Genomic DNA, 22,714 nt, shown 5'->3' with positions numbered 1-22,714 from the left:
CAGATAGTTTAAGCTAGTTTTTTTTAGTAAAAAATGCACTGGTTATTTTGTGTAGGTATACCAAATTATTCAGTAGTCTAATATCATGTCCGTTTAATTAGTGATAAAAAACTTTCTTCTCCTCTTCCTTCTTCTTGCTTCCTGACTCCTCGCTAAGTTATTTATAAGTAGGGTTTGCGCTCAAAAATCTTTTAGTAGGGGCAGGAGACAACCCACCCCTCGCTCCTCCCCCTCCCAGGAGGGGAATACAGGAGACAAGAGACAACCCACCCCTCGCCCCTCCCCCTCCCAGGAGGGGAGAAATGGGAATTAAGAGGAGGTAGAAGTAACAATGTAAGAATGATTTTTCTGCCCAACTCTTACCATTAATACTAACTTTTTGAGCATGAAGAGCTCAAAACCAGGAATTTTTTTCAACCTAAAACAGCTAAAACCTTTATCTATCAATGCTTTTAGATTTAATCAGCAAACCCTAAGTATTCAACGGGACATGATATAACTCCTGACTCCTGACTCCTGACTCCTGACTCCTTCTTCAAAGTGAAAAGTTGATAGCTGACTACTGATTACTATATTGTGCAAAATCTAACAGAAAAAAGTATCAAACTTTCTGCACAATTTAATGCATATGCTCCAATCAAATCTGTCTTTTCAGACATATACTAACTCAGAGTTTCAAATCAATAACTAAAATGAACAAGCTGACTTCTACAGAGAAAAAGTTTTACTACTTTGCCTATGGATCTTGTATGTGTCCTGTAGACTTAAAACGAACCTTGGGAGAAAATACTCATCACTATGTTATAGGTCCTGCTAAACTTAAAGGATATAGAATTGGATTTTATCGTTATTCAGAAAAGCGTAATTGTGGAGCGTTAGATGTAGTAAAAGACCCGAATTCTAATGTAGAAGGAGTGCTTTATAATTTACCTTTGAGGTTACGCCCTCGCCTAGATGAAAGAGAAACTGTAAAATTCGATTTTATTAAACAAATTCACTGCGGTGGTTATCGACCAGAAATAGTTGAGGTGTATAGTCAAGGGAAATTATATAGTGGGGTTTGTACCTATATTGTTATAGATAAATTACCCCAGGAATTAGCTCCTAACGATTGGTATTTTAATGTTGTACTTAGAGGAGCTATAACTTGCGGACTTTCTGAAGAATATTGTTGGAAATTGTTTGAACATATGTATCATTTACAGCATCAGAAAAGACAACAATATTTCTTGTCAGCAGCTTAGATATCAAAATTCAAAATTCAAAATTCAAAATTCAAAAGTAATCTCTGACTTACTTTCAGCATTTAGTATTGTCTTAACCCAATTGTGTAGTGCTATATATCTCTGGGTTAAAAAAGGCAAAAGATGAAAATATATCAAGAAATTTAGGGGGTTTTTAATGAGCAAAAAATAAGGTCTGAAGTCTCCCCTTTCAAGGGGATAAAAAAAAATAAAGTTCAATATTTCAAGCCTTTGACTTTAACTAGAGGTACTGATAACTGATAACTGAAATGACCCTCTAGATTCTGGCACTTCATGTCTTTATTGAGATTGAGATTCTTTATTTTCTTTTCTGATGTTAATTTAGTTACTCTAATACCATTTATCTATGAAGTTGCACTTAATATAAAGATGATAATAGTCAGCGTAATCAGGTCTGAGCAACAATGATTAAGCGCATTGTTACAGCGAAATGGTATAAAGCATTTTTTTTTTGCTAAAAATGATCGAATCAAAATTTACCGAATAATTAAGGTTTAAAGCCTCTCCTTTAAACGAGAAAAAATAAAAAATTATCCTTTTAGTCAATCCTCTTCTTTTCAAAGAGAGGTAATTATTAATTATTAATTATTAATTGTTGAAAGCAGGTTGCAGATAGATGAGGTACAAATATAAATAGTAAAATATTTGTAGTGCGGGCATCTTGCCCGCAACTGGTGTACCTCACTAATCTGAAATACGATGTATATCATGCCTTGAGAATAGCGCGATAAAAAAAATTATCCTCTTCCTTCTTCCTTCCTTCTTCCTTCTTCCTTCTTCCTTCACTGATGAAATAACATAGTTATTAAAGGGAAAAAATTTAACAATATACAACTACAAAACCAGTAATTATTTTGCTGTATAGAAAAATCTGGTTCTGCTAACAACGCATCAATTCTTTCAGTCAAACGGTTAGGGGGAGTTGTACAACTAAATGCAGCAGCAAAATTAGCTGGCTGAGTTAAACGATCGCTCACCATTAATAACAAAGTTTCCGCCAATAATAACCCATCAACTTGTTTTTTTGCCCACTGATCGGCACGCACTTCTCGAAGAGTTAAAAGTTCATGCCACAACATTTCAGTATTAGGTAAAAAAGGCGCAATTTTTCCTAACCAACCGAACCAAAAAAACCAAAAATTATCTCGATAATAATAATGCGCTTGTTCGTGATTTAAAACTGCATAAAGTTGCTCGGAATTTAATCTTTCTATAAGTCCTTTACTAACTACTAACTGAGAATTCCAAAAGCCTATTTGGGCACTAAATAAAATAGGAGTATCCAGTAAACGTACTGATTTACCCTCAATAATTATTTGAGGATAATTATTCACCTTTTGTACAGACCGCCAACCTTCATAACCTAAAATCAAACCTAAAATAGCTGTCCATCCACAAAAAACCCAGGCCAATAAATAACTCAACCATCCAGTCGATAGTCCAAGCATTTCTCCTTGAGGACCCATACAAATAACTGCAATGGCCGTCGTAATTAAAATTATGGGAGAAGAAATAAATAACAGCAGCGATCGCTCCCAACGTTGGCCCCAATTACGCGGAGTAAAAAAGTAAGCTTTTCTGAGGCCATAAGATAACCCAACAGCTCCCAAAATGATGATCAGGTGCATTATTCTTTGTCCTCCCTAACTTTGCGTATAGCTTTTAGCTTTTCGGCGATCGCTTCTATTTGCTCGATACTAGCAGAATCTAAACTATCGGCAAAAGAGGCCACCAAATCTGGGTTTCCTACTTCCAGAAATTTATTTAATTGTTGATGCGCTCTCAACATTTGAGCTTCTCGACGAGAAATTAAAGGTCGCCACACAAAAGCACGCTCACTTTCATCACAAACTAACCAACCCTTTTGAGTCAGGCGACGTAGCACTGTAGTTACTGAAGTATAAGCTAGTTCTCGGTCAGGGTCGGTCAGAATATATTCATGTACCTGTTTGACCGTGACACAATCTAATGTCCAAACAATATTCAAAATCTCTGTTTCTAGAGGGCCTAAAGACATTTGTTGTGGACGGTGATCTGGTAAAGGACTCATTATTTATTTTTTATTTCTTAGATTTTGACAACACCGTAGTGAAAATTTATCCTTTGTTATGGTAAATTATTTAAGTATGACAGTCTGTCGTTTTACAATTTAAAATCTCCATAAATTATATTTTAATCTAAACAGGATAACGATTTCAGATTTTTTTGGAGATATCTATTGTAGAATTACCTCTGGATACATAATAATTTTAAAAGAACAGGAGTAAAGATGCGTTTTATTTCTTCATTTTCCAAGTCTTTAGCACTATTAGCTTCCGTAGCAATGTTAGTTATTGGTAGTCTAGTATTTTCTAATCCAGCAGAAGCAGCTAACTATGAGGTAACAATGGGTGCTGGTGGACTACAATTTAGTCCCAGGAAAATAGCTGTTAAGCCTGGTGATACAGTTACATTTAAAAATGGTATGCTCGCACCTCATAATGTAATTTTCAATCCTGCTAAATCACCTGATTCAGAACTGTCCAAATCACTTTCCCACAAAAACTTGGCCTATAGAGCTGGAGAGAGCTTTGATGTAAATATCCCAGCAGATGCTGAGTCTGGTGATTACGAATTTTTCTGTACTCCTCACCGTGGCGCAGGAATGGTTGGCCATCTGGTTGTAGAATAACAGCAGAACTTAAGCATCAGAAACTACTTTAAAATTGGTTTACTGTAGTTGATTAAAGTAATTACAAGAATACTTGTTCTTGTGCAAATTACTAAATAGTTTAGAACTCATAATACTAATCAAAAATTAGAGTTATAATTGATAACTCTTAAATATTTCTCCCTCTAAAAATTTATCTACCACAAGTGTTAATAACTTCAACAATTAATTCTTGTGATTTAGATATTTTAGGGGGAGAATAATTATTTTTATTATTAAAATAGCAGTCGAAAAAAAAGCTTAGGACAGTTAAAAACTTTAAAGCTCAGACAACGTAAGAATTTTCCTTCGTAAGCATTCAGCTAGCTCGCTGTCTGCTCTCAGCTCTGATAACAGATTTTTAATGAATATAGGCTGTTTCAGCCAGCTTTTATAGTAAGTATAAATTCTGGGCGTTGCTGATGGGTGGGTATGATTTAATAATTTTGTATTTTGTATTTTGGATTGTTTGAACTACTTGTTAATATTAACTTTTCCCTATTTCCAACTTCGGTATTTTCTATTCCCTATAAACCTACTTTCATACCTTAATTATGATAAATTATTCAATAATGGATAATGGATAATTGATAATTGATAATTGATAATTACCTCTCCCTAAAACGGAATTGATTGATTGAAGAAGGAGACAGGAGACAGGAGACAGGAGGAAAATTACATGGGGATTCGCTCCCCCAAGTAATGCGTGAACACCCCCGTTGACGGTGGGGTATTAAACCCACAAAGAAAATGATAATTCCCTTCTGCCTTCTGCCTCCTGCCCTCTGCCTTTCCTGATAAAAAGAAAATTTTTTCTTGTTTCCCCTTGAAAGAGGAGGCTTCAAGGCGCGAATTATTTAATTATTTAATTATTTAATTATTAATTCTTCGGTAAAGCTTTTATATCAAACTAAAAGCAATAGCTGATGGCTGAATGCTGATGGCTGAATGCTTACTTTCCTTCTTTATTCTTCCTTAGTTCTTTCTACTATAAAGCACTTTAAAGTATCAGCACAAATTAAAAATGTAGCATTCAAAACTATTTGATCGTGATTAATTTGATTTTTATGTTTGACAGCTTGTCGTTTGACTTAATATAGAGGCGTAATTTACAATCAAAAACGCAGATTTAATAATTTTCTGTATTTGTATTGAGAGAGGAGAACAAAATTGAAGAAATTACTATCAATTGTGGTATTGGCCATAACTTTTTTTGTTGTTGCTGTACAACCCCCCGCTTTAGCTGCAGACTTAGCTCATGGAAAGCAGATATTTCAAGGTAATTGTAACGCTTGCCATTTGGGTGGTCGCAATACAATCATGGCTCCGAAAACTCTAAAAACCGATGCCCTAACAAAATATCTCAAAGGTTTTAAAGAAGATAGTGTAGCAGCAGTAACCTATCAAGTCACAAATGGTAAGGGAGCAATGCCAGCTTTCAAAGGTCGTCTAAAACCTAATGATATTGAAGATGTTGTCGCTTATGTTGTAGATCAAGCTGACAAATGGAAATAATTTAGATAAAAAATTAGCTTCATCTTGAAATAAGTTCGAGTGGACTTGTTCGGTGACTATCAACAGTCATAAAAACAAAGTAGTTATTGTTTAATCAAAAATTGCTTCTGTTTCTCAGAAAGTTCTGACTGTCTTCAAAAAGTATCAAAAGTCTACACATACGCACCCGCTTTCTGTGTATGTAAGTCATTAAAGTATTAGCGAGAATAATTTTCTACTTCACAATTGAAAATTTTCTCGTCCTAATAAAATTTTCTTTAATAGTTAGTTGGGGTGAAAATTTAGAGCGAAAGAAACTGCTGAGTTTGCTCTAGATGTTCACCCCAATATTAATATGTAAGCAAACAGCTATCAGCAGTCAGCTATTCCTAGGGAATGCTACGCAAACAGCAAACCCTAATTAATAATTACTTCTCAGGTTTTGTCCTGAGACTTTGGTAGTAACTTTTTATTCTTTTTCAATTTCAAAGGTTGCTTTTACTCTCCCTAAAATTAATAGCTGAAGTCCGCAGTTCCGACCTAGAAGGATAGCTAATAGCTGACGGCTTTTTGCGCAGCATGACCTAGGAAATGCTTACATTAATATTGAAATAAATATAATAAATTTAGATAGAACTCGGATAATCAGTTGTAATAAAAACTATTGGAGGCTAATTAGCATTTACAGCACTTTTTAGGATAGTGAGGTACAGCTATAAGACTATTATCCCTATTGCCTGTTGCCTGTTGCCTGTTGCCTGTTGCCTAGAGCAATAAAACTTTGTACCTCATCAACCAGAAAACTGTTGTAATGTTAAAGCCATAGCTTATTATCGCCAATAACTATTATCAATCTTCACAGATATTATGAACAACTTTTATCGATTTCTACTAAGTATTGGCATAGTTTTTGCAGTAATCTTTTCTTCATTCTCCCCACCAATGAAAACTGCAACTGCTAGCTCAGAAAGCGGAATTTATAAAAAATTTTTCACCGAAGGTATAGCTAATACTCAAGATAAAAACTATGAACAAGCAGTTAATAATTTCACCAAAGCAATAGAACTTAATTCTAACTTTGCCAGTGCTTATAGTAATAGATGTTTAGTCTATCTTCAGCAGGAAAAGTACCAGCAAGCGATCGCTGACTGTACCCAAGCTATTAAACTCAACCCAGAAAATCTAGAAGCAAATCTTAATCTAGGTTTAGCCTACTACAAAATTAGTAATTACCAACAGGCTATTGCAGAATATACCAAAGTCCTTAATCAAAATCCTAATGATATTCGTGCTTTATATAATCGAGGTTTAGCTAATTTTGAACTGAAAAATTATCAGAAAGCTGTATTGGACTATAACCTAGCTTTAGCAAAGACCAAGCAAGACAATAATTTTGATCGAGCAGATATCTATAACGAGCGAGGTCTAGCATATTTAATGTCAAAAAAAATGCACAAGGCAATGGCAGATTTTTCTTATGCTATTAATATTGATGCTAATAACTCCAGAGCTTATTTAAACCGAGGTTGTGTCTGTAGCAAGATGGGAAATATAGAAGGAGCAATGGAAGATTTTAGCAAAACTCTACAACTTAATCCCCATGAAGCTCAAGCTTATTTAAACCGAGGACTATTACACCACCACCAGGGACTTTATCAAGCAGCAATTCAAGATTGGCAAGCTGCAGCAAAATGTTTCTGCGATGGAGGAGATATGGTAGCTTATCATCACACTCAAGCTCTGATTAATAAACTACAAACATGGCTCCTATCGTCTAATCAAACTGCTATTGCTTAATATACTACGGAAATTACCCATAGTCTCACCTTAAGTTTTCAACCTCTATAGAAACCTCACAACATTAACCCCAGAAATAGACATCTCCAGAAAAGAGGCAACAGGTAACAGGCAAAAAGCAACAGGCAACAGGGAGAAATAATTGATAATTTATGGATAAGAATTGATTTTATTTTGGATTTTTGGAGATGTCTAATAGAGAAAATAATCGCCTCAGCCTCCAAACCATCATTTTATGAAGCTTCAGAATCGGCGGCGCAAGTTTTTTTGCCTTGCATCTGCCAAAAAGTTGTGAGATAATTTATATATTGGGAGTCGTTCGCCCCTAAATATGACTTTTTATTCAACACAAAAAACCATACTTTCCCCTGACCATCAACAAGAATAAATAATCCACTTTGATGCAGACATGAATATTCAAAAAAAAAGTTGAGGAATATTCCCCAACTCCAAAGGAGATGAACGATGAACTTAGATGCGAACAAAACAAATTTTCATACGATGCGATAGATATTACTATTTCCAGCTAAACAGTTGCCATTACTGAAGTCGAAAAATTTCTCAATTTGAGATATTTATTCAAACAACTCCTAACAACTTTAACGTAGATGGTTAGCCAGATTTAATATCAACCTTCAAATTTCAATATCTAAGCAGGTATCAACACAGCACTTTCCGTGGCTACAAAAATGGGGCGTAACGCTTCAACCCACTGTGTAATTCTCTCTTCAGTTAACTCACTTTGGTTAACCTCATCAATAGGCAAACCCACAAATTTACCATTACGCACCGCTGAAGAATGTTCAAAACTGTAACCCTCAATAGGAAAATCTCCCACTATAGTTGCACCGAGTTTCTCGAAGTGGTCACACATAAGTTGCAATGCGCCAGCAAAGTGCTTTCCATGACCGACTTGATCTGCTGCACCAAACAAAGCAATAGTTTTTCCTGTAAAATCAGGCTTTTCGATATCCATGTCAAAAAGTGGTTCGCGCCAGTCATTCTGTACTTCCCCGGCACCCCAGGTAGAACAACCCAATAATAAATAATCATAATCAAGAAGTTGACTATATTCGTCGTAATCTTCTTCCATACTATAAAGATCGCAAATTTCTTCGCCGAATTTTTCGCGCAATGCTTCAGCGATTTCTTCAGTTACGCCAGATGTGCTACCATAAAAGATACCAATTTTTGCCATAATCAACACTCCCGATCAGTTTTGATAAAATTCATTAAATCTAGTGAGTTAGACAATTGCCAAAGCTCGACCCAGATTTTTGAGGGTTTTCGGTGATTTATACAAGTTATTTGCAGAATTTTCTTGCTTCAAATCTTCTTAATAGATTAGTCTCTTTTTTTTGCTAAACAAGAAGTAATTGCAATAAAATCAAGCAATTATTTCTTTAACTGTAGGGACGAATGGTATTTGTCCTATTAAGTCAAATAACAAAGGCCAATTAGAGACTACTCTATCAAATAACCCCGGAATAGACAGGAATTTTTCTATCAACCCTATCTACTTCTGAATATATCGGGTAAATTAATTGAAATCTGTATTAATTGTAGTTGAGAATTCTTTTGAATAAGTTTATAATAGATCGAAAAATTATTAATTGATTTGGATTCTAGGTTTAGCTTTGCCCATAGGCTTCTTTTTGTCAGAGCCACAATTAATAAAACATCTTATTAAGCCTCAAATACACCTTTTTTAAAGCAGTTGTAGGAACGTTCCATGGAACGTCCCTACATTTTTTTGGGGAATTTTTCCTCAGCCCCCATAATTTGATTTTTGAATTATCTTAAACTACCGCACAAATTGTGGCATAACTTCCGCAGCAGTAAACAAACCATAAAGACCTCTTCGATATAAATCTACTCCTGCTTTCAAATAGCCAAAAGCAGGGCCACAAACATTAGCCGCCATACTCGTTTCATCTCCCAATGTAAAAGTATGTGTAGAGATTTTGCCCTCAAAAGTACGGCCTGTAACTTGAACATTAGTACTCAAAGGCTTTTTTGGGTTGCGAGTATCAACAATACCTCCCACACTCACCCGGTCGCGATCGCAAATTCCCGCCAACTCCAACATAATATCGTCAGCGTGTTCCATATTCTCCAACTTCAACAGACCATTTGTCTCTTCCAACAAAGCCTCAACTTCAGCATCAGTCATCGCCTTTGCCCGTTCCACATCATATCCTGGTAAATGGCCAATATCCTCACGAATTGTAGCTCGGTAAGCTTCCCAATTAGCAATTCCCACTCCAAAAGTAATATTCACACTATGAATTTCCGCATAACTCTGAGCTGCAATGGCCGCTGCTGCAGTTAATAAACCAGGAGTTGCCCCACAACCAGTCATATAAGTAATACCCGCAGCCCGTAGCTCATCTTTCAAGGCCAATAATTGCTCTACAGCACTGGTACGTTTAATAGCATCCACCAATACACCCCGCCAACCAGCAGCTATAAACTGTTTCGCCACATTTGCCATAAAAGTATTAGGCAAGTTTGGTAAGGCCAGAAAATAACCATCCACAGTATCAGCAACTCCGATTAATTCTTCAATACTGTGACTACTTAAAACGCCACCAGATTCTAAATGGCCTAAAGACCCCTGAGCATTGTACATGGTCATACATTGGTCGGGATTTAATCCTTGAGTGTTGTAGGCATAACCTTTTTGGTCAGCAGCAGCAACCCAGAGCATTTCTTGTTTAGGAGCGAGTACCCTAGCTGCAGCTTGACCCAGGCCACCGAAACCTAAAACACCTACACGAATTTGATTTTTGGAATTTGTAGTTTGCATAGCACTTATAGTACTTAATTTAAGTGGACAGACTTTTATTATCTGCTAAGGTGCATCACTGCGGAAGTCATGCCATTTAGCTGGATTTAAAAGTCAAAAGTTAAAAGATCGATAAAGACGAGGGAATTTAACCTAAAGTTCCTAGTTCGTTAGGGATTTAATTAATTGTCTAAAAAATCTATTTGCAATTATTAGAAATTAACGAAAATGAAATAATTCAAAACCTAATTTTCACTAAGAAAACATAAAAATTATTTCAGATAATATAACGAGCCTTTATTCTTAAGGAAGAGAGAAGAACAAAGAAGGCTTTATTTATCTAGGAGATAAGATTAATTGCTAATCTTATGTTAGTTCTCCTAAGTCCTACTACACAAACAGCTATTCGATCGGTTCTAACGGTTATGGCAACTGATTACATATCAACTTAACCTAGAAAATCATTTGTATTTTCAAGAGATACTTGACCGACAAATTCCAAAATACTTATTGGACAAGAAATATCAAAGAAAAATATTTTCTTTAACAGTATGAGTAATATTTGTCAAGCGCTTTTAGCTTGAAGTTTTATTACATTACTCACCTGGTTATCTTCTTGATCCCATATTTCATCGTACTTGAGTCCATTATCTTGACGGTTTCCAAAATATACGTCAAACTTAACAAATAACTGATGTATTGCTTCAGATTATATTAACTTTTGTTAAATAATGACTCGTAATTTATCAATTAGTAAAAATTGATTTAGATTAAAATAAAGTCATTTAATAACAAAAATAAGCAACATCAGCAGGCATCACTTTCAAATAATTGGTGTCGGCGTATAGTCCTACAACTGTTGTTCATATATTGAGCTATGAACATGGAAACTTTAGAGTTCATTATTTATCCAGATGGTCGAGTACAGGAAAAAGTTACTGGCATTGTCGGTACATCCTGTACAGAAGTAACTAAGGCAATTGAAGAAGAATTAGGAATTATTCTCACTCAAGAATCAACTTCTGAATACTTTGCTCAACAGCAGCATCAGTCTGATACTGCTAAGACGCAAGTTTCTTCTTTTAGCAGTTACTAAAATTTTTTTTCTTGTTGAGTTCAGTTTATTTCTCTTAGAATTACTATGTCACACTTTAGTCAAATCAAAACTCAAATTCGTAACTTGAATTCTTTGCAGTCCGCTCTCACAGATTTAGGTATTGACTGGAAATCTGGTCCTACAGAAGTTCGTGGTTATCGTGGACAAACTAGCACTGCTGAAGTAGTTGTAGAACAGAATAATGGGTATGACTTAGGGTTTACCTGGAATGGAAATGAATATGAGTTGGTCGCTGATCTACAATTTTGGCAACAAGCATGGTCTGTAGATCGGTTTGTTAATATGGTGACTCAGCGCTATGCTTTCCATACTGTAGTTAATGAAACTGCTAAACAAGGATTTCAGGTTACTGAACAGCAAAAAAATCAGGATGGATCTGTACGTCTAGTTGTTCAACGTTGGAGTGCTTAAATAGCAGTCAGCAGTTAGCGATCGGCACTCAGCTTTCCAAATTATGGAAAAGTGATTTCAAATTTAGGTTGGGTTTTGCTGTGCAAGCGGAGCATTTCGTAAGAAAAAGCATTAGCAAAACCCAATAACTCTAATACAACATTAGTAGCGTATTTTGGGTATATCAACGAAGGCCAACTTACTAAAGTTTATACACATAAGATAATATTATTACTTTTACAAAATGTTAGATTTTTCTTCATCCTCCCTAGAAGGTGAGACAGAACGCTCCGGTTTTGAACCCGAACTTGGTGGAATATTACGGGATGCTCCCGAACGTTCAGGTTTGGAACCCGAACTTGGTGGAATGTTGCGACAAAAAGGAGTTTACGTTGATGAAATTACCTGTATCGGTTGTAAACACTGCGCTCATGTTGCCCATAATACTTTTTATCTTGAACCAGATCATGGGCGAGCGCGGGTTTTTCAGCAAGATGGGGACTCTGAAGAATTAATCCAAGAAGCGATCGACACTTGTCCTGTAAATTGTATTCACTGGGTTGATTATACTAAACTAAAAAATTTAGAACAAGAGCGCAAATATCAGGTGATTCCTATTGCTGGTGGTCCTGTGGATAGTGGAGCAGCTCGTATTGCTAGTCATAGAAATAAGCAGAATGCGAATAAATAGTAATGATGTACAAGGCATGAATAGTCAAACTCTTGCTGTGTGGGGACTTATATCATGTCCGGTAGCATCGGAGCGTGTATAGAACTAAGTTTCAATAGACATCTCCAGAAAAGAGGCAACAGCGGTCAGACCCCGCGACGACGCTAGTCGCAAGGGAATGCTGACCAAGAGAGGCAACAGGGAGAAATAATTGATAATTTATGGATAAGAATTGATTTTATTTTTGATTTTTACCAGATGTCTAATTGAAAGAAACTCTTTCCTACGGAATGCTACGCAAACAGCATAGCAGCATAGCTGCCCTCTGCCTTCCTTGCACCAAAGCATAAGTATTTAAGCGGACATGATATTATATCAAATCCGTTTAATTGGACATAAAAAAAATCTTCAATCGCCATCACTACGTTTATCTTTGTAATTCTTTCTCCTCCTGACTCCTGACTCCTGACTCCTGAGGACTCCTAACTTAACCATTCTATGGCTGTTTAACCGGATTTGATATTACCTGCAAAATATGTACCTCACGATATGTACCTCACGGGCAGCAGGAAGTGCTATAATTACAACAAGAGCGATCGCTCTTTATACCCTTAGCATTTAAAAATCAAGAAACCATAGGGAAAATTTCCTGTGGAATGCTGCACAAACATGAATTGCTTCTACTCCATTCCTATTTATGATTCTTGCTCTTCTTTCTCCTCAAATACTTCTGCCAAAAGAGGAGAAATATTACTATTCAACTTACCTGCTCGAATAAACTCAGCATAAGTTTCCGCTTCGATATCCACCAACTCTTCCCGCAATAACTTCATATCCAGCGCCACTAACTGAGAGTGTTCTGCTTGCATTTTATCAATTTTCTCCTGCAACTGCTTCAATTCCTTTTGCAAAAATTCTGCCTGATAGCGATAATATTCTGGGTCAATTTCTTGCAACCTGACCAACTCAGACACATAATTAAGCACCCGTTTTAAAGCTACACGGCGAGCGGTCGTTTCCATATATTCCTGACGCAACGGTTGGTCGCCTATTAAACCCAATACTTTCAACATTGACTGAGTTGTTAAACCTTGCACCAACAATGTAAACAATACCACCCCAAATACAACTGCCGTAATTTCATCTCGCCCAGGCAAAACTACAGGTACACTCAACACCAGAGCAATAGAAACCGAACCCCGTAAACCTCCCCACCAAAGTAACGTTTGTTCTTTTAAACCAATATTTGACTTGACTACCAAATTACTCAAAGCACTCAAACTATAAACCGAAATTGCTCGCGTGACAAGAACTGCTCCAATAGCAACTGCTATTAATACTATATTATCTGCCAGATTTGAATATCGAATTTGATCGCCTATTAACAGAAACACTATGGAGTTGACAAAAAATGCCACAAACTCCCAAAACTCACTAACTATTAACCGAGTGCGGGGGTTCATCCCAATGCGGGAACCGAAGTTACCTAAAATTAAACCAACAGTGACAACCCCAATAACTCCCGAACCGCCTAATTTTTCTACTATTACATAAGTACCATAAGCAGAAACTAAAGTTAGTGACTGTTCCACCAAAGGTAAATCAAAACGTTGGGTGAGGTAAGAAATGCCAAAACCAATTAAGCAACCGATACCGACACCGATGCCAACAAAACTAAGAAAAGTGAATAGAGAGTCCGAAATAGAAAATTTATCTACTGTTCCTAATGGAATTCCAACTAGCAAAGTAAAGGCAACAACCGCCACCCCATCATTAAATAAACTTTCTCCTTCCATTAAGGTGCGTAGGCGTTTACTTGCTCCTAATTCTTTTAATAAAGCTACTACAGAAATAGGGTCTGTTGCGGATAAACTAGCTCCGACGAGAAAGGCGATCGCTAAGGGAATTCCGGTGAAAAAATTCAAACCATAAGCAATACCAACTACAGAAATAATTACACCAATAATGGCAAAAAATCCCACTGGAACTAAATCTCGTTTTAAGTCTCGCCAATTCAAATTCCAAGCAGCCTCAAATAATAAAGGAGGCAAGAAAATTTCGAGGATTAATTCAGGAGATAAACTGACTAATCTCACATCAATGAATGCTAGAATTAATCCAAAAATTACTAATAATAAAGTAAAGGGAATTCTACGGAACCAACTAAAAACTCGTGAGAAAGTAGCCACACTCAGAGAGACAGAAAGAACTAACAGAAATTGTTCTATATTTTGCTCAATAACTGTTTCATTTACGGCAGTTTCTAAAGCCATATATTACCCCTAAATTTTGCATAAAATTAATGTCAGCATTTCCTAGGTCATGCTGCGCAAACAGCTATTAGCTGTCAGCTATCAGCAACAAGACTCTCTCCTTAAGGACAGTGTTTAAATTAATATAGACTTTAAGAGCAAGGGAGCCAACTTTTGTAGTAAGACAATTAATAAAGCTTTGATCGTAAACTAAAAGTAATAGCTGATAGCTGACGGCTGTTTGCACAGCATTCCGGAGGAAATGCTTACAAATTAATAGATATCTCCAGAAAATAAACTTGCCCTTTATTTGCTATAAACTAGAGTGTAATAACTCAAAAAATCATTTTCCGTGTTTTTTTCCTAAAAAAATCTTTCCATATCCGCCGTTCCCTATTTTCTATTCCCTACTTTTACAAAAAGTCTATATCTTTTTCACGCCTATGTCTAATAGACATCTCCAATAATAAAAAATAAAATCAATTACCCCACATAAATTCTCAATTCTTTCCCCCTACTCCCTACTCCTTACTCCCTCTTTTGAAGGAGATGTCTAATAAATAAAAATACCGACTGTTGTCTGAGTGTAAGAAACAGTCGGTTTTTTAGCAAAGAGCTGAGGTTGAATCTAAGCTTCTTTGTTTAAGAACTTTTGGATTTGTTGAATGGCTACAGCCCCAATATTGTAAACTGCCCAACCACCAGCAGCAATTATAGGTAATAGAACAATTAACAAACGAAAGTCAAATTCCATTTACTCCCCTCCTAAAGATTTTTAAAGATTTATCATTTCTTATAATCTTAATCTAAAATTAAGTTTTTTGAGCAAAATTTGAATAGGGAATAGGGATTAACGAAGTCAGAAGTCAAAAGTCAGAAGTCAGAAGTTAAAAGTGATTTTTGTAACGGGAATTTTAGCAAAGCTCCAAAAATATTTCCCCTTAAAAGCCAGGGTTGCACGACCAAATTATTTTGATAAAATACATTTGTGTCCTTGAGCAGTCGATCTAAAAATAATTTTTCTTACCTATTTAACCTGACCATCAAATATACAATTAATTTTGCTTGACTACTTATCAGCTTCAATTCACTTTTGACTTTTGACTTTTGACTTTTGACTTCAAATACACTTTTGACTTCACTTGGTAAATCCAACATCAGTTCCCTTGCCAGCGTGGACTAAAGCTAACTTTTCATAACGTTGAGCGTGTTCAATTAAATTAGCAGCCTCTGACTCTGAAATATCCCTAACTTTTTTCGCCGGTACTCCTACCACCAGAGACAATGGCGGTATATCCTTAGTGACAATAGACCCAGCTCCCACAATACTACCTGCCCCTACCCGTACACCATCCAAAATTACAGCTCCAATACCAATCAAACAACCTTTTTCTATATGAGCTGAGTGAATCACAGCTCGATGTCCAATTGTCACATGATCTTCCAAAACAGTTACTAAACCAGGGTCTCCATGAAGCACTGCCCCATCTTGGACATTACTATGGTTCCCAATCACGATCCGTTCTACATCCCCTCGGACAACAGTCCCATACCAAATACTAGCTCCCACTCCTACTTCCACAACACCCATAACTACAGCGTTATCTGCCACAAAAGCAGCTTGGGATAAATCTGGAGGAGGCCAAAAAGAGGGCTGATTTGACATGATCTTCGTTAATATTAGTGATGTTTGCTTAATCGGAATTTTATAGCAGGCAACAGGCAACAGGCAAGAGGAAACAGTGGGAAAAACATTACCTAATCTAAGATTCATCATTAGTCCATATCCTAATCAACCCGTTCCTTGCCATAGGCTAAAAAATATTTAACTCCTGACTCCTGGTTGAAACATCACAAATTCTCTACCCCATAATGTAGGTTAAGAGTTTGATGTAGTACTTTAGTAACTATCCTGTAGCTATTTAGCTCAGATTCTTTAACCAAGCTAACTATAATTAAGTCACCACAGCTCTCTAGAAACTATGACCCAATCCTCTATCAATTCTGCCCTCCAATACCCAATGTTTGGCCCTGAAATTCAGTGTCCTCACTGTCGCCAGACCATACCAGCTCTCACCTTGACAGATACGTATTTATGTCCTCGTCACGGAGCTTTTGAGGTTGACCCAAATACTGGTAAGTTGTGTCATCTTCAGTCTGGCCGTCACTGGCGTCTATGGAACGATGAGTGGTATCGGCAACATACTCATCCCGATGGTATTAGGTTTGAAATCCATGAAGCGCTGGATCGACTTTATACTGAAGGATATAGAGCCACTCGTTTGATTATTGCTCAAAGATATCAGGAGTTGGTTAGTACCTATTTGGAACGTAGTACCCCTTGGCGTTCTAACTCTGACTCTTCCTGTAAGCCCAAACTTTATGGTTTACCTGTAGAATTTAGTCCCGACCCCAAGGATGAGCCTTGCTGGGAAGTAATCAATTTTCAGTTGGACAAAGAAGCAGGAGTACCCGTTCGATATCCCTATTTTCGATTGTTTGAATAAACTATTCCGCAGACTTCTTGCGGAAGTCAGGCAATAGGGAATAGCGGTGCGACCCCGCGTCGGCGACAGACGCAAGCGGTCAGACCCCGCGACGACGCCAGTCGCAAGGGAATGCTGACCAAGAGAGGGAACGCGCACCAAGAGAGAGAATAGGGAATAGGGAATAGGGAGGTGAAATTGTTGATTTAATATCTTGAATTGATTTAATTAAAACTTTTGCAAGAGGTCTAGCATTTATAAATGATTTATAAATATTGATTGATTGAATAGGGTTGATAGCTGAAAAGTCTTTCCCTTTTCTCTTGAAAAGTTATCCTTATTTATTGCCAAAATAAATTAGTCTTAGCTGAGTTCTATTTACTGTAAAATTAATACTGAAAATCAGGTTAAAAATATTAAACTAGAATGCACCATGCCTCGATTCGGACAGCCAATATTCATCGAGCGATCGCTTTCTATGAAAAACTAGGTTTTACGGTCTGCGAACGCTTTACTACAGGCTATACTTTAGCTTGTTGGATGGAGGGATTAAATGGCAGAATTGAACTGATTGAAATTCCTCAGCCAAAACCTGCACCTGATGCTTTTGGGGATGAGCATTATGTTGGATATTATCATTTATCATTTGATTTGACTCAAAATACTACAGATTTACCTAGTTGGTTAAATGATTTAAAACAACAATTTGATGCTATAGCAGCAGCACAACCAGAAATGTTTCAACCATTGAAAATTCTTTTAGAGCCTACTCAACAAATGATTGGAAATAATGTTTATGAAGTTGCTTTTATTGCTGACTGTGATGGTTTACCTCTAGAATTTATTAGAAAGTTAAATCCTTAGAGTAAATTGGACAATGCTTTGAAGATTTTACAGCAGTTTTGGAGTTGATGAGGTACAAAATTTTAGGACTTTAGGGAGTAGGGAGTAGGGAAAAAAAGATTAATCTTAAAACTATACCTCACGCTCCCTAAAAAGTGCTGTAAAAATGCAGCATTCAATTATTGTAGTGGACCGACACAGCTTAAATGGTGCATTAGCTTTTTTCATAATCACCCCATCACCCCATCTCCCCATCACCCCATCCCCCCATTTTCTAATGCACAAAATTAGCTGTGTCAGTCCAGTAGTATGTGATAGCCTTGCTTCTAGAAAAAAATACAATCAAGCAAACCGTTAAATATTCCACTTTACTTCATTACTGGTAACTTTAAACTTTAAAGGAAATTATGAAACAAACATTCCGTAAATTACATAGAATAGTAGCCCCAATAGTTTTTCTACCATTATTTGTCACTGTCATTACAGGAGTAGCTTACCGACTTGGTAGAAATTGGTTTGGTTTATCCAGAGACCAGGCACATATTTTAATGGTAATTCACGAAGCCGAATATCTTGGAGAAGACATTAAACCTTTTTATGTACTCCTAAATGGTATCGGATTGATCTGGATGTTAGTAACAGGTATTATTATGAGTGGCTTATTTAATAAAAAGAAACCCAAGCAAAATACAGAATCAAATACAACTACAGTAGAATCATAGAATTACAGCAGTTTTCGAGTTAATAAGGTACAAAGTTTTATGCTTTTAGGGAACAGCGGTGCGACCCCGCGTCGGCGACAGACGCAAGCTGTCAGATCCCACGTCGGCGTCAGACATAAGGGAATGCTGACCAAGAGAGGGAATGTGCACTCTTGTGAGGGAATAGGGAATAGGGAACAACAAACAAATGAATAAAAATTATAGATTAGTCTTAAACTGTACCTCACGATCCTGAAATTTGCAGTATTAAAAATTCTGAGTAGATCGGGACTTACGCAAAATAGAAATTATACACCATCTGTAGGGGCGTTACGAAGTATGCGAAGCAAACGGCCGAAAGCTGGCGCATAACTATCGTTAACGCCCCTAGTATATGTGGTGGTTATGCGTAAGTCTTGTAGATATCATCAAAAAAAGCTAGTGCAAAAAGGCAGAAGGCTTTAGTTATCTAGAATAGCTTTAGTTATCTAGGATAGCTTTAGTTATCTAGGATAGCAGAAGGCAGAAGGGAAGAAAGGTTATTGTACAAGCTTTTGAACCTTTTTTAACTGGTTAGTTATTTCCGCCATCCTGCACTAGTAAACCAATAATTTCATAATATTTTAGTCAAAAAAAAGTCTCAATCTACCAATTCCAAGTAGAGTTTAAATATTCTCAATTTATCTTGTCTCAGTCAAGGCATCAATTTGACATTTGACTTTAGTTCTACCTAGACTTTAAGATGTCATAGATAATATTTAAAAAGCGTTTCGGTACAGAAAATGCTGATAGCTAGTTAACAACTTGTCAGAAAACATGAACATTTTTAGTAATATACTCGCAACTCCCGCAAAACCTAAGCCACGTCCTACTGTTAAGAAAAAACAACGTCGAGGAATAGAAATTAAATCTCAACGAGAAATAGAAATTATGCGACAATCCTGTAAAATAGTCGCAACAGTACTCAAAGAAATTTCTCAGATTGTTAAACCAGGAATGACAACTGCTGACCTAGATGCATATGCAGAAAAACGCATTCGAGAAATGGGGGCAACGCCAAGTTTTAAAGGTTATCATGGTTTTCCTGGCTCTATTTGTGCTTGCATAAATAACGAAGTTGTCCATGGCATTCCCAATAAGAAAAAAGTTATTCGAGTTGGTGATGTTTTAAAAGTAGATACAGGAGCTTACTATCAAGAATTTCATGGAGACTCTTGTATTACCATTGGCGTAGTTGAAGTTGCTCCTGAAGCAGCCAAACTAATTCGTGTAGCAGAAGAAGCAATGTATAAAGGTATCGAACAAGTCAAAGCTGGTGCTTATCTACTCGATCTTGCAGGAGCTATTCAAGATCATGTAGAAGCAAATGGTTTTCGTGTAGTCGAAGAATTTACAGGTCACGGTGTGGGAAGAAATTTACACGAAGAACCTTCTGTTTTTAACTCTCGAACTAAAAGTTTGCCAAATGTGAAACTCAGAGCAGGTATGACTTTAGCTATTGAACCAATTCTGAATGCTGGTTCTAGATTTACACGAATTTTATCCGATAAATGGACTGCTGTTACTGTTGATAATTCTCTTTCAGCTCAGTTTGAGCATACAGTATTGGTAACAAATACTGGTTATGAAATTTTAACAGATCGCTCCCAAGTTAGCTGTTAGGTATCATGTGATAGATGTGATAGTTTTTTTTCTATCTTAATAATTAGAACTTATAGAACCTATTTGGCATTTTTATTCAAGCTAAATTAGCTTCTGAAGTAGCTAGTATATCGAGCAATTTCTGGCTAGATAGTGGTTGAGTGAGAACTATTTATGCCAATCATGATTAAACCAAGAAAATGTAAGGCTGATATTAGGTAAGGAGAACTTAAATGGGTTCTATAAGTATTTGAGTGGGACTCAAACAATTTCTGGAGATGTAGCAATTAGCTATCGGGTACAAACGTCAATAAATAATCTTACATAAGTAACATTTTAGGGTAGTAGAAGTCAAGATTAAACCCTGCAATTAAGTCAAACTTCATTAAATCTTTAAATATTTTTTTTAGTTAAATTATACTTGAATGTTTATTCTGTAAGACTTTTAACCGCAAATATATGGATGGGAGAAATATGTTGTTTTGATGAAGCTCTGTAAAAACACTTGCACTGACTGGAAAATGTTTGCTATTTTCTCCATCAATAAGTAAAGAAATGCTGCAAAAAATTAAATTTGTGCATTTACATTTACTGGATGCTCATAATTTCAGAACTCCAAAATTCTAAATATGAAACATAGTAGATTACTAGCTCTAACAGTTCTAAGTTCGGTTGTATCACTATATGTTAAAGTGCCTGAGGTACGAGCTTTAACTATCAATTTGACTTCGACTTACAATACGCAAGCAGATATTGGTTTTCGGAAAGCTGCTGATTTTTGGGAGAGTCAATTTACAGATGATATCACTGTCAACATCAATGCAGGTTTTGAAGACCTTGGTGAAAATATTTTAGGCGGAGCTCTCTCTACAATGGCTTTTACTAATTATACAAGTGTTTGGAATACACTTTTGAATGACATTACCTCACCTTATGATACTATAGCTGTCAGTAACCTTCCGCCAATTCCAGCCTTTGACTTATTAATTAATCGGACTTCTGATAATCCTAATTTCCCTCCTGATTTTGAGACACCTTATCTTGATAATGATGGGAGTGAGAATAATTCTATAATTCGGATGACCACAGCAAATGCTAAAGCTTTAGGTTTCTTTGTACCTCCAGAAACATTTGGTGATTTTGATGCAGAAATTACTTTCAGCAGTAATTTTGAATACGACTTCGATAACACTGATGGAATTACTTTAGAGACATTTGATTTCGAGGCTATTGCTATTCATGAGATAGGTCATGCACTAGGCTTTATCAGTGGTGTTGATATCTTGGATATTAACAGTCCGCCTGCTGGAGATATGTTGTTTCCTGGAAATGCCTTCACATTTGTCAGTCCTCTAGATTTATACCGCTATTCGGATGAAAGCTTTGCCCAGGGTGCGCTAGATTGGACAGCAGATACCAGGGAAAAGTATTTCTCAATTGATGGTGGTGTTACTAGCGAGGGTACTTTTTCAACTGGTCGGTTTTCTGGTGATGGTCGTCAAGCGAGTCACTGGGAAGATAATTTAGGACTAGGCATTCTAGACCCAACACTTGCTCCTGGAGAGTTGGGAATAGTTACTCGTCTAGATCTTTTAGCCTTTGATGTCATTGGTTGGGACCCAGTAGAAAAGCCTACTAAGGATATTCCAGAGCCATCACCTATTTTGGGAATGCTATTGGCAATTACTGGTAGTGTTCTACTTAAAACTCAAATAAAATCATCGTAAAAATTCGGTAAGCGGAAAACCAGCCATATTTAACTACTGGATAGAAACAACTTGACGAATGGGGTTGCACATTCAAGAATGATAATAGATTTTAAACTTTACATATATTGAGGAAAGAATTATCCAAAAATATCTACTTTCGGATTTCATCATTCCTGATTCTGCAACGCCTGACTAATTCTAAATAGACATCTCCAATAATATAATAAAACCTACATTCCGCAGATTAACGGTGCTGTTGGGGGATTTTTTTTCCGGCTATATTATATATAATACCATCTGTGTGGCCAAATAGCGATCGCTAGTCTCAAAACATTGCTGACTCTGTCATTGAATAGTCTAGAGATATTATAGCGGTTTTCACAAAGGTAGACTTGCATTGCTTCTGCCTTCTGCCCTCTGCCTTCTGCCTTTAAGCCAAAATCTCTGTATTCTATGTTAATGAAAACTGCTATAATGATGGGTTGAGAAGCAATTAAATGCGTTGGCGGAGCCTAGCGGTAGCTATATCGCGCTCTTGAATGCAATCGCAGTACATCCTCTAGGAAACTGAATGGATGCGATTAGCTCAAAGGGATAAATTTTCACCTACATCACTCATGGCCAAAATATTGAAATCCTTACCCTGCCTTACTTGAAAAATATTTAAAATTTCTACTATAACCTGCGGAATGTGGGAGAAAAAGTAAAATCAATTCTTATCCAGAAATCATCCATTACTCTTCCCTGTTCCCAGATCCGGTGTTCCCTCTTTTGGAGGAGATGTCTAATGGAAATACTTGTACAGTCTGCCTCTTGGCCTCTACCTCGAGGACAAAGCCCGTTAATAATTATCTAATACCTTCATTATTGAC

Annotated in this window: 20 protein-coding genes; 12 read left to right on the top strand and 8 right to left on the bottom strand. The window is 36.6% G+C overall.

Features of this window, described 5'->3' with window-relative positions; genetic code table 11:
* Nucleotides 1-692: 692 nt before the first annotated feature.
* Nucleotides 693-1,244, top strand: coding sequence for a gamma-glutamylcyclotransferase (locus tag F6K06_RS10280; protein WP_124147453.1), 552 nt, complete (start codon nucleotides 693-695; stop codon nucleotides 1,242-1,244).
* A gap of 803 nt (nucleotides 1,245-2,047) precedes the next feature.
* Here the strand turns inward: F6K06_RS10280 and F6K06_RS10275 are convergent.
* Both F6K06_RS10275 and F6K06_RS10270 read right to left on the bottom strand, forming a co-directional pair.
* A complete protein-coding gene (locus F6K06_RS10275; protein WP_124147452.1) occupies nucleotides 2,048-2,893 on the bottom strand; it encodes a M56 family metallopeptidase in 846 nt (281 codons plus the stop codon).
* Nucleotides 2,893-3,315, bottom strand: coding sequence for a BlaI/MecI/CopY family transcriptional regulator (locus F6K06_RS10270; RefSeq protein ID WP_124147451.1), 423 nt, complete (start codon nucleotides 3,313-3,315; stop codon nucleotides 2,893-2,895). Before F6K06_RS10270 ends, F6K06_RS10275 begins: the two co-directional genes overlap by 1 nt.
* A 219-nt stretch (nucleotides 3,316-3,534) precedes the next feature.
* On the opposite strand from F6K06_RS10270, the gene petE reads away from it, so the two are divergent.
* The 3 genes from petE (at nucleotide 3,535) to F6K06_RS10255 (ending at nucleotide 7,245) form a co-directional block, all read left to right on the top strand.
* Entirely contained in the window at nucleotides 3,535-3,936 is a 402-nt protein-coding gene (petE, locus tag F6K06_RS10265) for a plastocyanin (RefSeq protein WP_124147450.1), read from the top strand.
* 1,188 nt (nucleotides 3,937-5,124) lie between these two features.
* Nucleotides 5,125-5,469, top strand: a complete 345-nt coding sequence (petJ, locus tag F6K06_RS10260; RefSeq protein WP_124147449.1) for a cytochrome c6 PetJ — start codon at nucleotides 5,125-5,127, stop codon at nucleotides 5,467-5,469.
* Nucleotides 5,470-6,315: 846 nt separating this feature from the next.
* On the top strand, nucleotides 6,316-7,245 hold the full coding sequence (locus tag F6K06_RS10255; RefSeq protein WP_287242997.1) for a tetratricopeptide repeat protein: 930 nt from the start codon (nucleotides 6,316-6,318) through the stop codon (nucleotides 7,243-7,245).
* Nucleotides 7,246-7,478: 233 nt separating this feature from the next.
* On the opposite strand, the gene F6K06_RS10250 is transcribed toward F6K06_RS10255, so the two are convergent.
* From F6K06_RS10250 to F6K06_RS10240, 3 genes are all read right to left on the bottom strand, one after another.
* The gene (locus F6K06_RS10250; protein ID WP_287242998.1) at nucleotides 7,479-7,730 is read right to left on the bottom strand and encodes a hypothetical protein; all 252 of its coding nucleotides are present in this window, start codon (nucleotides 7,728-7,730) and stop codon (nucleotides 7,479-7,481) included.
* Nucleotides 7,731-7,894: 164 nt separating this feature from the next.
* The gene (locus F6K06_RS10245; RefSeq protein WP_287243000.1) at nucleotides 7,895-8,443 is read right to left on the bottom strand and encodes a flavodoxin; all 549 of its coding nucleotides are present in this window, start codon (nucleotides 8,441-8,443) and stop codon (nucleotides 7,895-7,897) included.
* Nucleotides 8,444-9,049: 606 nt separating this feature from the next.
* Nucleotides 9,050-10,054, bottom strand: a complete 1,005-nt coding sequence (locus F6K06_RS10240; RefSeq protein WP_287243002.1) for a saccharopine dehydrogenase-like oxidoreductase — start codon at nucleotides 10,052-10,054, stop codon at nucleotides 9,050-9,052.
* Nucleotides 10,055-10,916: 862 nt separating this feature from the next.
* Here F6K06_RS10240 and F6K06_RS10235 point away from each other — a divergent pair.
* The 3 genes from F6K06_RS10235 to F6K06_RS10225 all read left to right on the top strand — a co-directional run bounded on the left by F6K06_RS10235 (nucleotide 10,917) and on the right by F6K06_RS10225 (nucleotide 12,231).
* Nucleotides 10,917-11,129, top strand: coding sequence for a DUF2997 domain-containing protein (locus F6K06_RS10235; protein WP_287243012.1), 213 nt, complete (start codon nucleotides 10,917-10,919; stop codon nucleotides 11,127-11,129).
* Nucleotides 11,130-11,174: 45 nt separating this feature from the next.
* A complete protein-coding gene (locus F6K06_RS10230) occupies nucleotides 11,175-11,561 on the top strand; it encodes a DUF1257 domain-containing protein (RefSeq protein WP_287243004.1) in 387 nt (128 codons plus the stop codon).
* Between the two features lie 223 nt (nucleotides 11,562-11,784).
* The gene (locus F6K06_RS10225; protein WP_287243005.1) at nucleotides 11,785-12,231 is read left to right on the top strand and encodes a ferredoxin; all 447 of its coding nucleotides are present in this window, start codon (nucleotides 11,785-11,787) and stop codon (nucleotides 12,229-12,231) included.
* Between the two features lie 674 nt (nucleotides 12,232-12,905).
* Here F6K06_RS10225 and F6K06_RS10220 read toward each other — a convergent pair.
* The 3 genes from F6K06_RS10220 to F6K06_RS10210 all read right to left on the bottom strand — a co-directional run bounded on the left by F6K06_RS10220 (nucleotide 12,906) and on the right by F6K06_RS10210 (nucleotide 16,128).
* A complete protein-coding gene (locus tag F6K06_RS10220; protein WP_124147438.1) occupies nucleotides 12,906-14,483 on the bottom strand; it encodes a sodium:proton antiporter in 1,578 nt (525 codons plus the stop codon).
* Between the two features lie 607 nt (nucleotides 14,484-15,090).
* A complete protein-coding gene (locus F6K06_RS10215; protein ID WP_124147437.1) occupies nucleotides 15,091-15,216 on the bottom strand; it encodes a photosystem II protein Y in 126 nt (41 codons plus the stop codon).
* Nucleotides 15,217-15,600: 384 nt separating this feature from the next.
* Entirely contained in the window at nucleotides 15,601-16,128 is a 528-nt protein-coding gene (locus F6K06_RS10210; protein ID WP_124147465.1) for a gamma carbonic anhydrase family protein, read from the bottom strand.
* A gap of 316 nt (nucleotides 16,129-16,444) precedes the next feature.
* Between F6K06_RS10210 and F6K06_RS10205 the strand changes: the two genes are divergently transcribed.
* The 5 genes from F6K06_RS10205 to F6K06_RS10185 all read left to right on the top strand — a co-directional run bounded on the left by F6K06_RS10205 (nucleotide 16,445) and on the right by F6K06_RS10185 (nucleotide 21,860).
* Nucleotides 16,445-16,969: a TIGR02652 family protein gene (locus tag F6K06_RS10205; RefSeq protein ID WP_124147436.1), complete on the top strand. Its 525-nt coding sequence runs from the start codon at nucleotides 16,445-16,447 to the stop codon at nucleotides 16,967-16,969.
* A gap of 405 nt (nucleotides 16,970-17,374) precedes the next feature.
* On the top strand, nucleotides 17,375-17,812 hold the full coding sequence (locus F6K06_RS10200) for a VOC family protein (protein ID WP_124147435.1): 438 nt from the start codon (nucleotides 17,375-17,377) through the stop codon (nucleotides 17,810-17,812).
* Nucleotides 17,813-18,198: 386 nt separating this feature from the next.
* Complete coding sequence (locus tag F6K06_RS10195; RefSeq protein WP_240039186.1) at nucleotides 18,199-18,513, top strand: PepSY domain-containing protein; 315 nt, start codon at nucleotides 18,199-18,201, stop codon at nucleotides 18,511-18,513.
* Between the two features lie 795 nt (nucleotides 18,514-19,308).
* Nucleotides 19,309-20,154 (top strand): type I methionyl aminopeptidase, encoded by an 846-nt coding sequence (map, locus tag F6K06_RS10190; RefSeq protein ID WP_124147433.1) that lies wholly within the window; start codon nucleotides 19,309-19,311, stop codon nucleotides 20,152-20,154.
* Nucleotides 20,155-20,762: 608 nt separating this feature from the next.
* Nucleotides 20,763-21,860 (top strand): NF038122 family metalloprotease, encoded by a 1,098-nt coding sequence (locus F6K06_RS10185; RefSeq protein WP_124147432.1) that lies wholly within the window; start codon nucleotides 20,763-20,765, stop codon nucleotides 21,858-21,860.
* The last annotated feature ends 854 nt before the right edge of the window (nucleotides 21,861-22,714 follow it).

The sequence above is a fragment of the Okeania sp. SIO1H4 genome, assembly GCF_010672695.1.
In the GTDB taxonomy this organism is placed as follows: Bacteria; Cyanobacteriota; Cyanobacteriia; order Cyanobacteriales; family Microcoleaceae; genus Okeania; species Okeania hirsuta.
The sequence above is the reverse complement of the archived record's forward strand: the minus strand, read 5'-3'. Positions and strand labels throughout refer to the sequence as shown.

Excerpts from the sequence above, each read along its gene's own strand:
- F6K06_RS10275 (WP_124147452.1), bottom strand. The coding sequence starts at position 2,893 with ATGCACCTGATCATCATTTTGGGAGCTGTTGGGTTATCTTATGGCCTC.
- F6K06_RS10215 (WP_124147437.1), bottom strand. The coding sequence starts at position 15,216 with ATGGAATTTGACTTTCGTTTGTTAATTGTTCTATTACCTATAATTGCT.
- F6K06_RS10220 (WP_124147438.1), bottom strand. The coding sequence starts at position 14,483 with ATGGCTTTAGAAACTGCCGTAAATGAAACAGTTATTGAGCAAAATATA.
- F6K06_RS10195 (WP_240039186.1), top strand. The coding sequence starts at position 18,199 with ATGAAACAAACATTCCGTAAATTACATAGAATAGTAGCCCCAATAGTT.
- F6K06_RS10245 (WP_287243000.1), bottom strand. The coding sequence starts at position 8,443 with ATGGCAAAAATTGGTATCTTTTATGGTAGCACATCTGGCGTAACTGAA.
- map (WP_124147433.1), top strand. The coding sequence starts at position 19,309 with ATGAACATTTTTAGTAATATACTCGCAACTCCCGCAAAACCTAAGCCA.
- F6K06_RS10185 (WP_124147432.1), top strand. The coding sequence starts at position 20,763 with ATGAAACATAGTAGATTACTAGCTCTAACAGTTCTAAGTTCGGTTGTA.
- F6K06_RS10200 (WP_124147435.1), top strand. The coding sequence starts at position 17,375 with ATGCACCATGCCTCGATTCGGACAGCCAATATTCATCGAGCGATCGCT.
- F6K06_RS10270 (WP_124147451.1), bottom strand. The coding sequence starts at position 3,315 with ATGAGTCCTTTACCAGATCACCGTCCACAACAAATGTCTTTAGGCCCT.
- F6K06_RS10255 (WP_287242997.1), top strand. The coding sequence starts at position 6,316 with ATGAACAACTTTTATCGATTTCTACTAAGTATTGGCATAGTTTTTGCA.
- petE (WP_124147450.1), top strand. The coding sequence starts at position 3,535 with ATGCGTTTTATTTCTTCATTTTCCAAGTCTTTAGCACTATTAGCTTCC.
- F6K06_RS10240 (WP_287243002.1), bottom strand. The coding sequence starts at position 10,054 with ATGCAAACTACAAATTCCAAAAATCAAATTCGTGTAGGTGTTTTAGGT.
- F6K06_RS10210 (WP_124147465.1), bottom strand. The coding sequence starts at position 16,128 with ATGTCAAATCAGCCCTCTTTTTGGCCTCCTCCAGATTTATCCCAAGCT.
- F6K06_RS10280 (WP_124147453.1), top strand. The coding sequence starts at position 693 with ATGAACAAGCTGACTTCTACAGAGAAAAAGTTTTACTACTTTGCCTAT.
- F6K06_RS10235 (WP_287243012.1), top strand. The coding sequence starts at position 10,917 with ATGGAAACTTTAGAGTTCATTATTTATCCAGATGGTCGAGTACAGGAA.
- F6K06_RS10225 (WP_287243005.1), top strand. The coding sequence starts at position 11,785 with ATGTTAGATTTTTCTTCATCCTCCCTAGAAGGTGAGACAGAACGCTCC.
- F6K06_RS10205 (WP_124147436.1), top strand. The coding sequence starts at position 16,445 with ATGACCCAATCCTCTATCAATTCTGCCCTCCAATACCCAATGTTTGGC.
- F6K06_RS10230 (WP_287243004.1), top strand. The coding sequence starts at position 11,175 with ATGTCACACTTTAGTCAAATCAAAACTCAAATTCGTAACTTGAATTCT.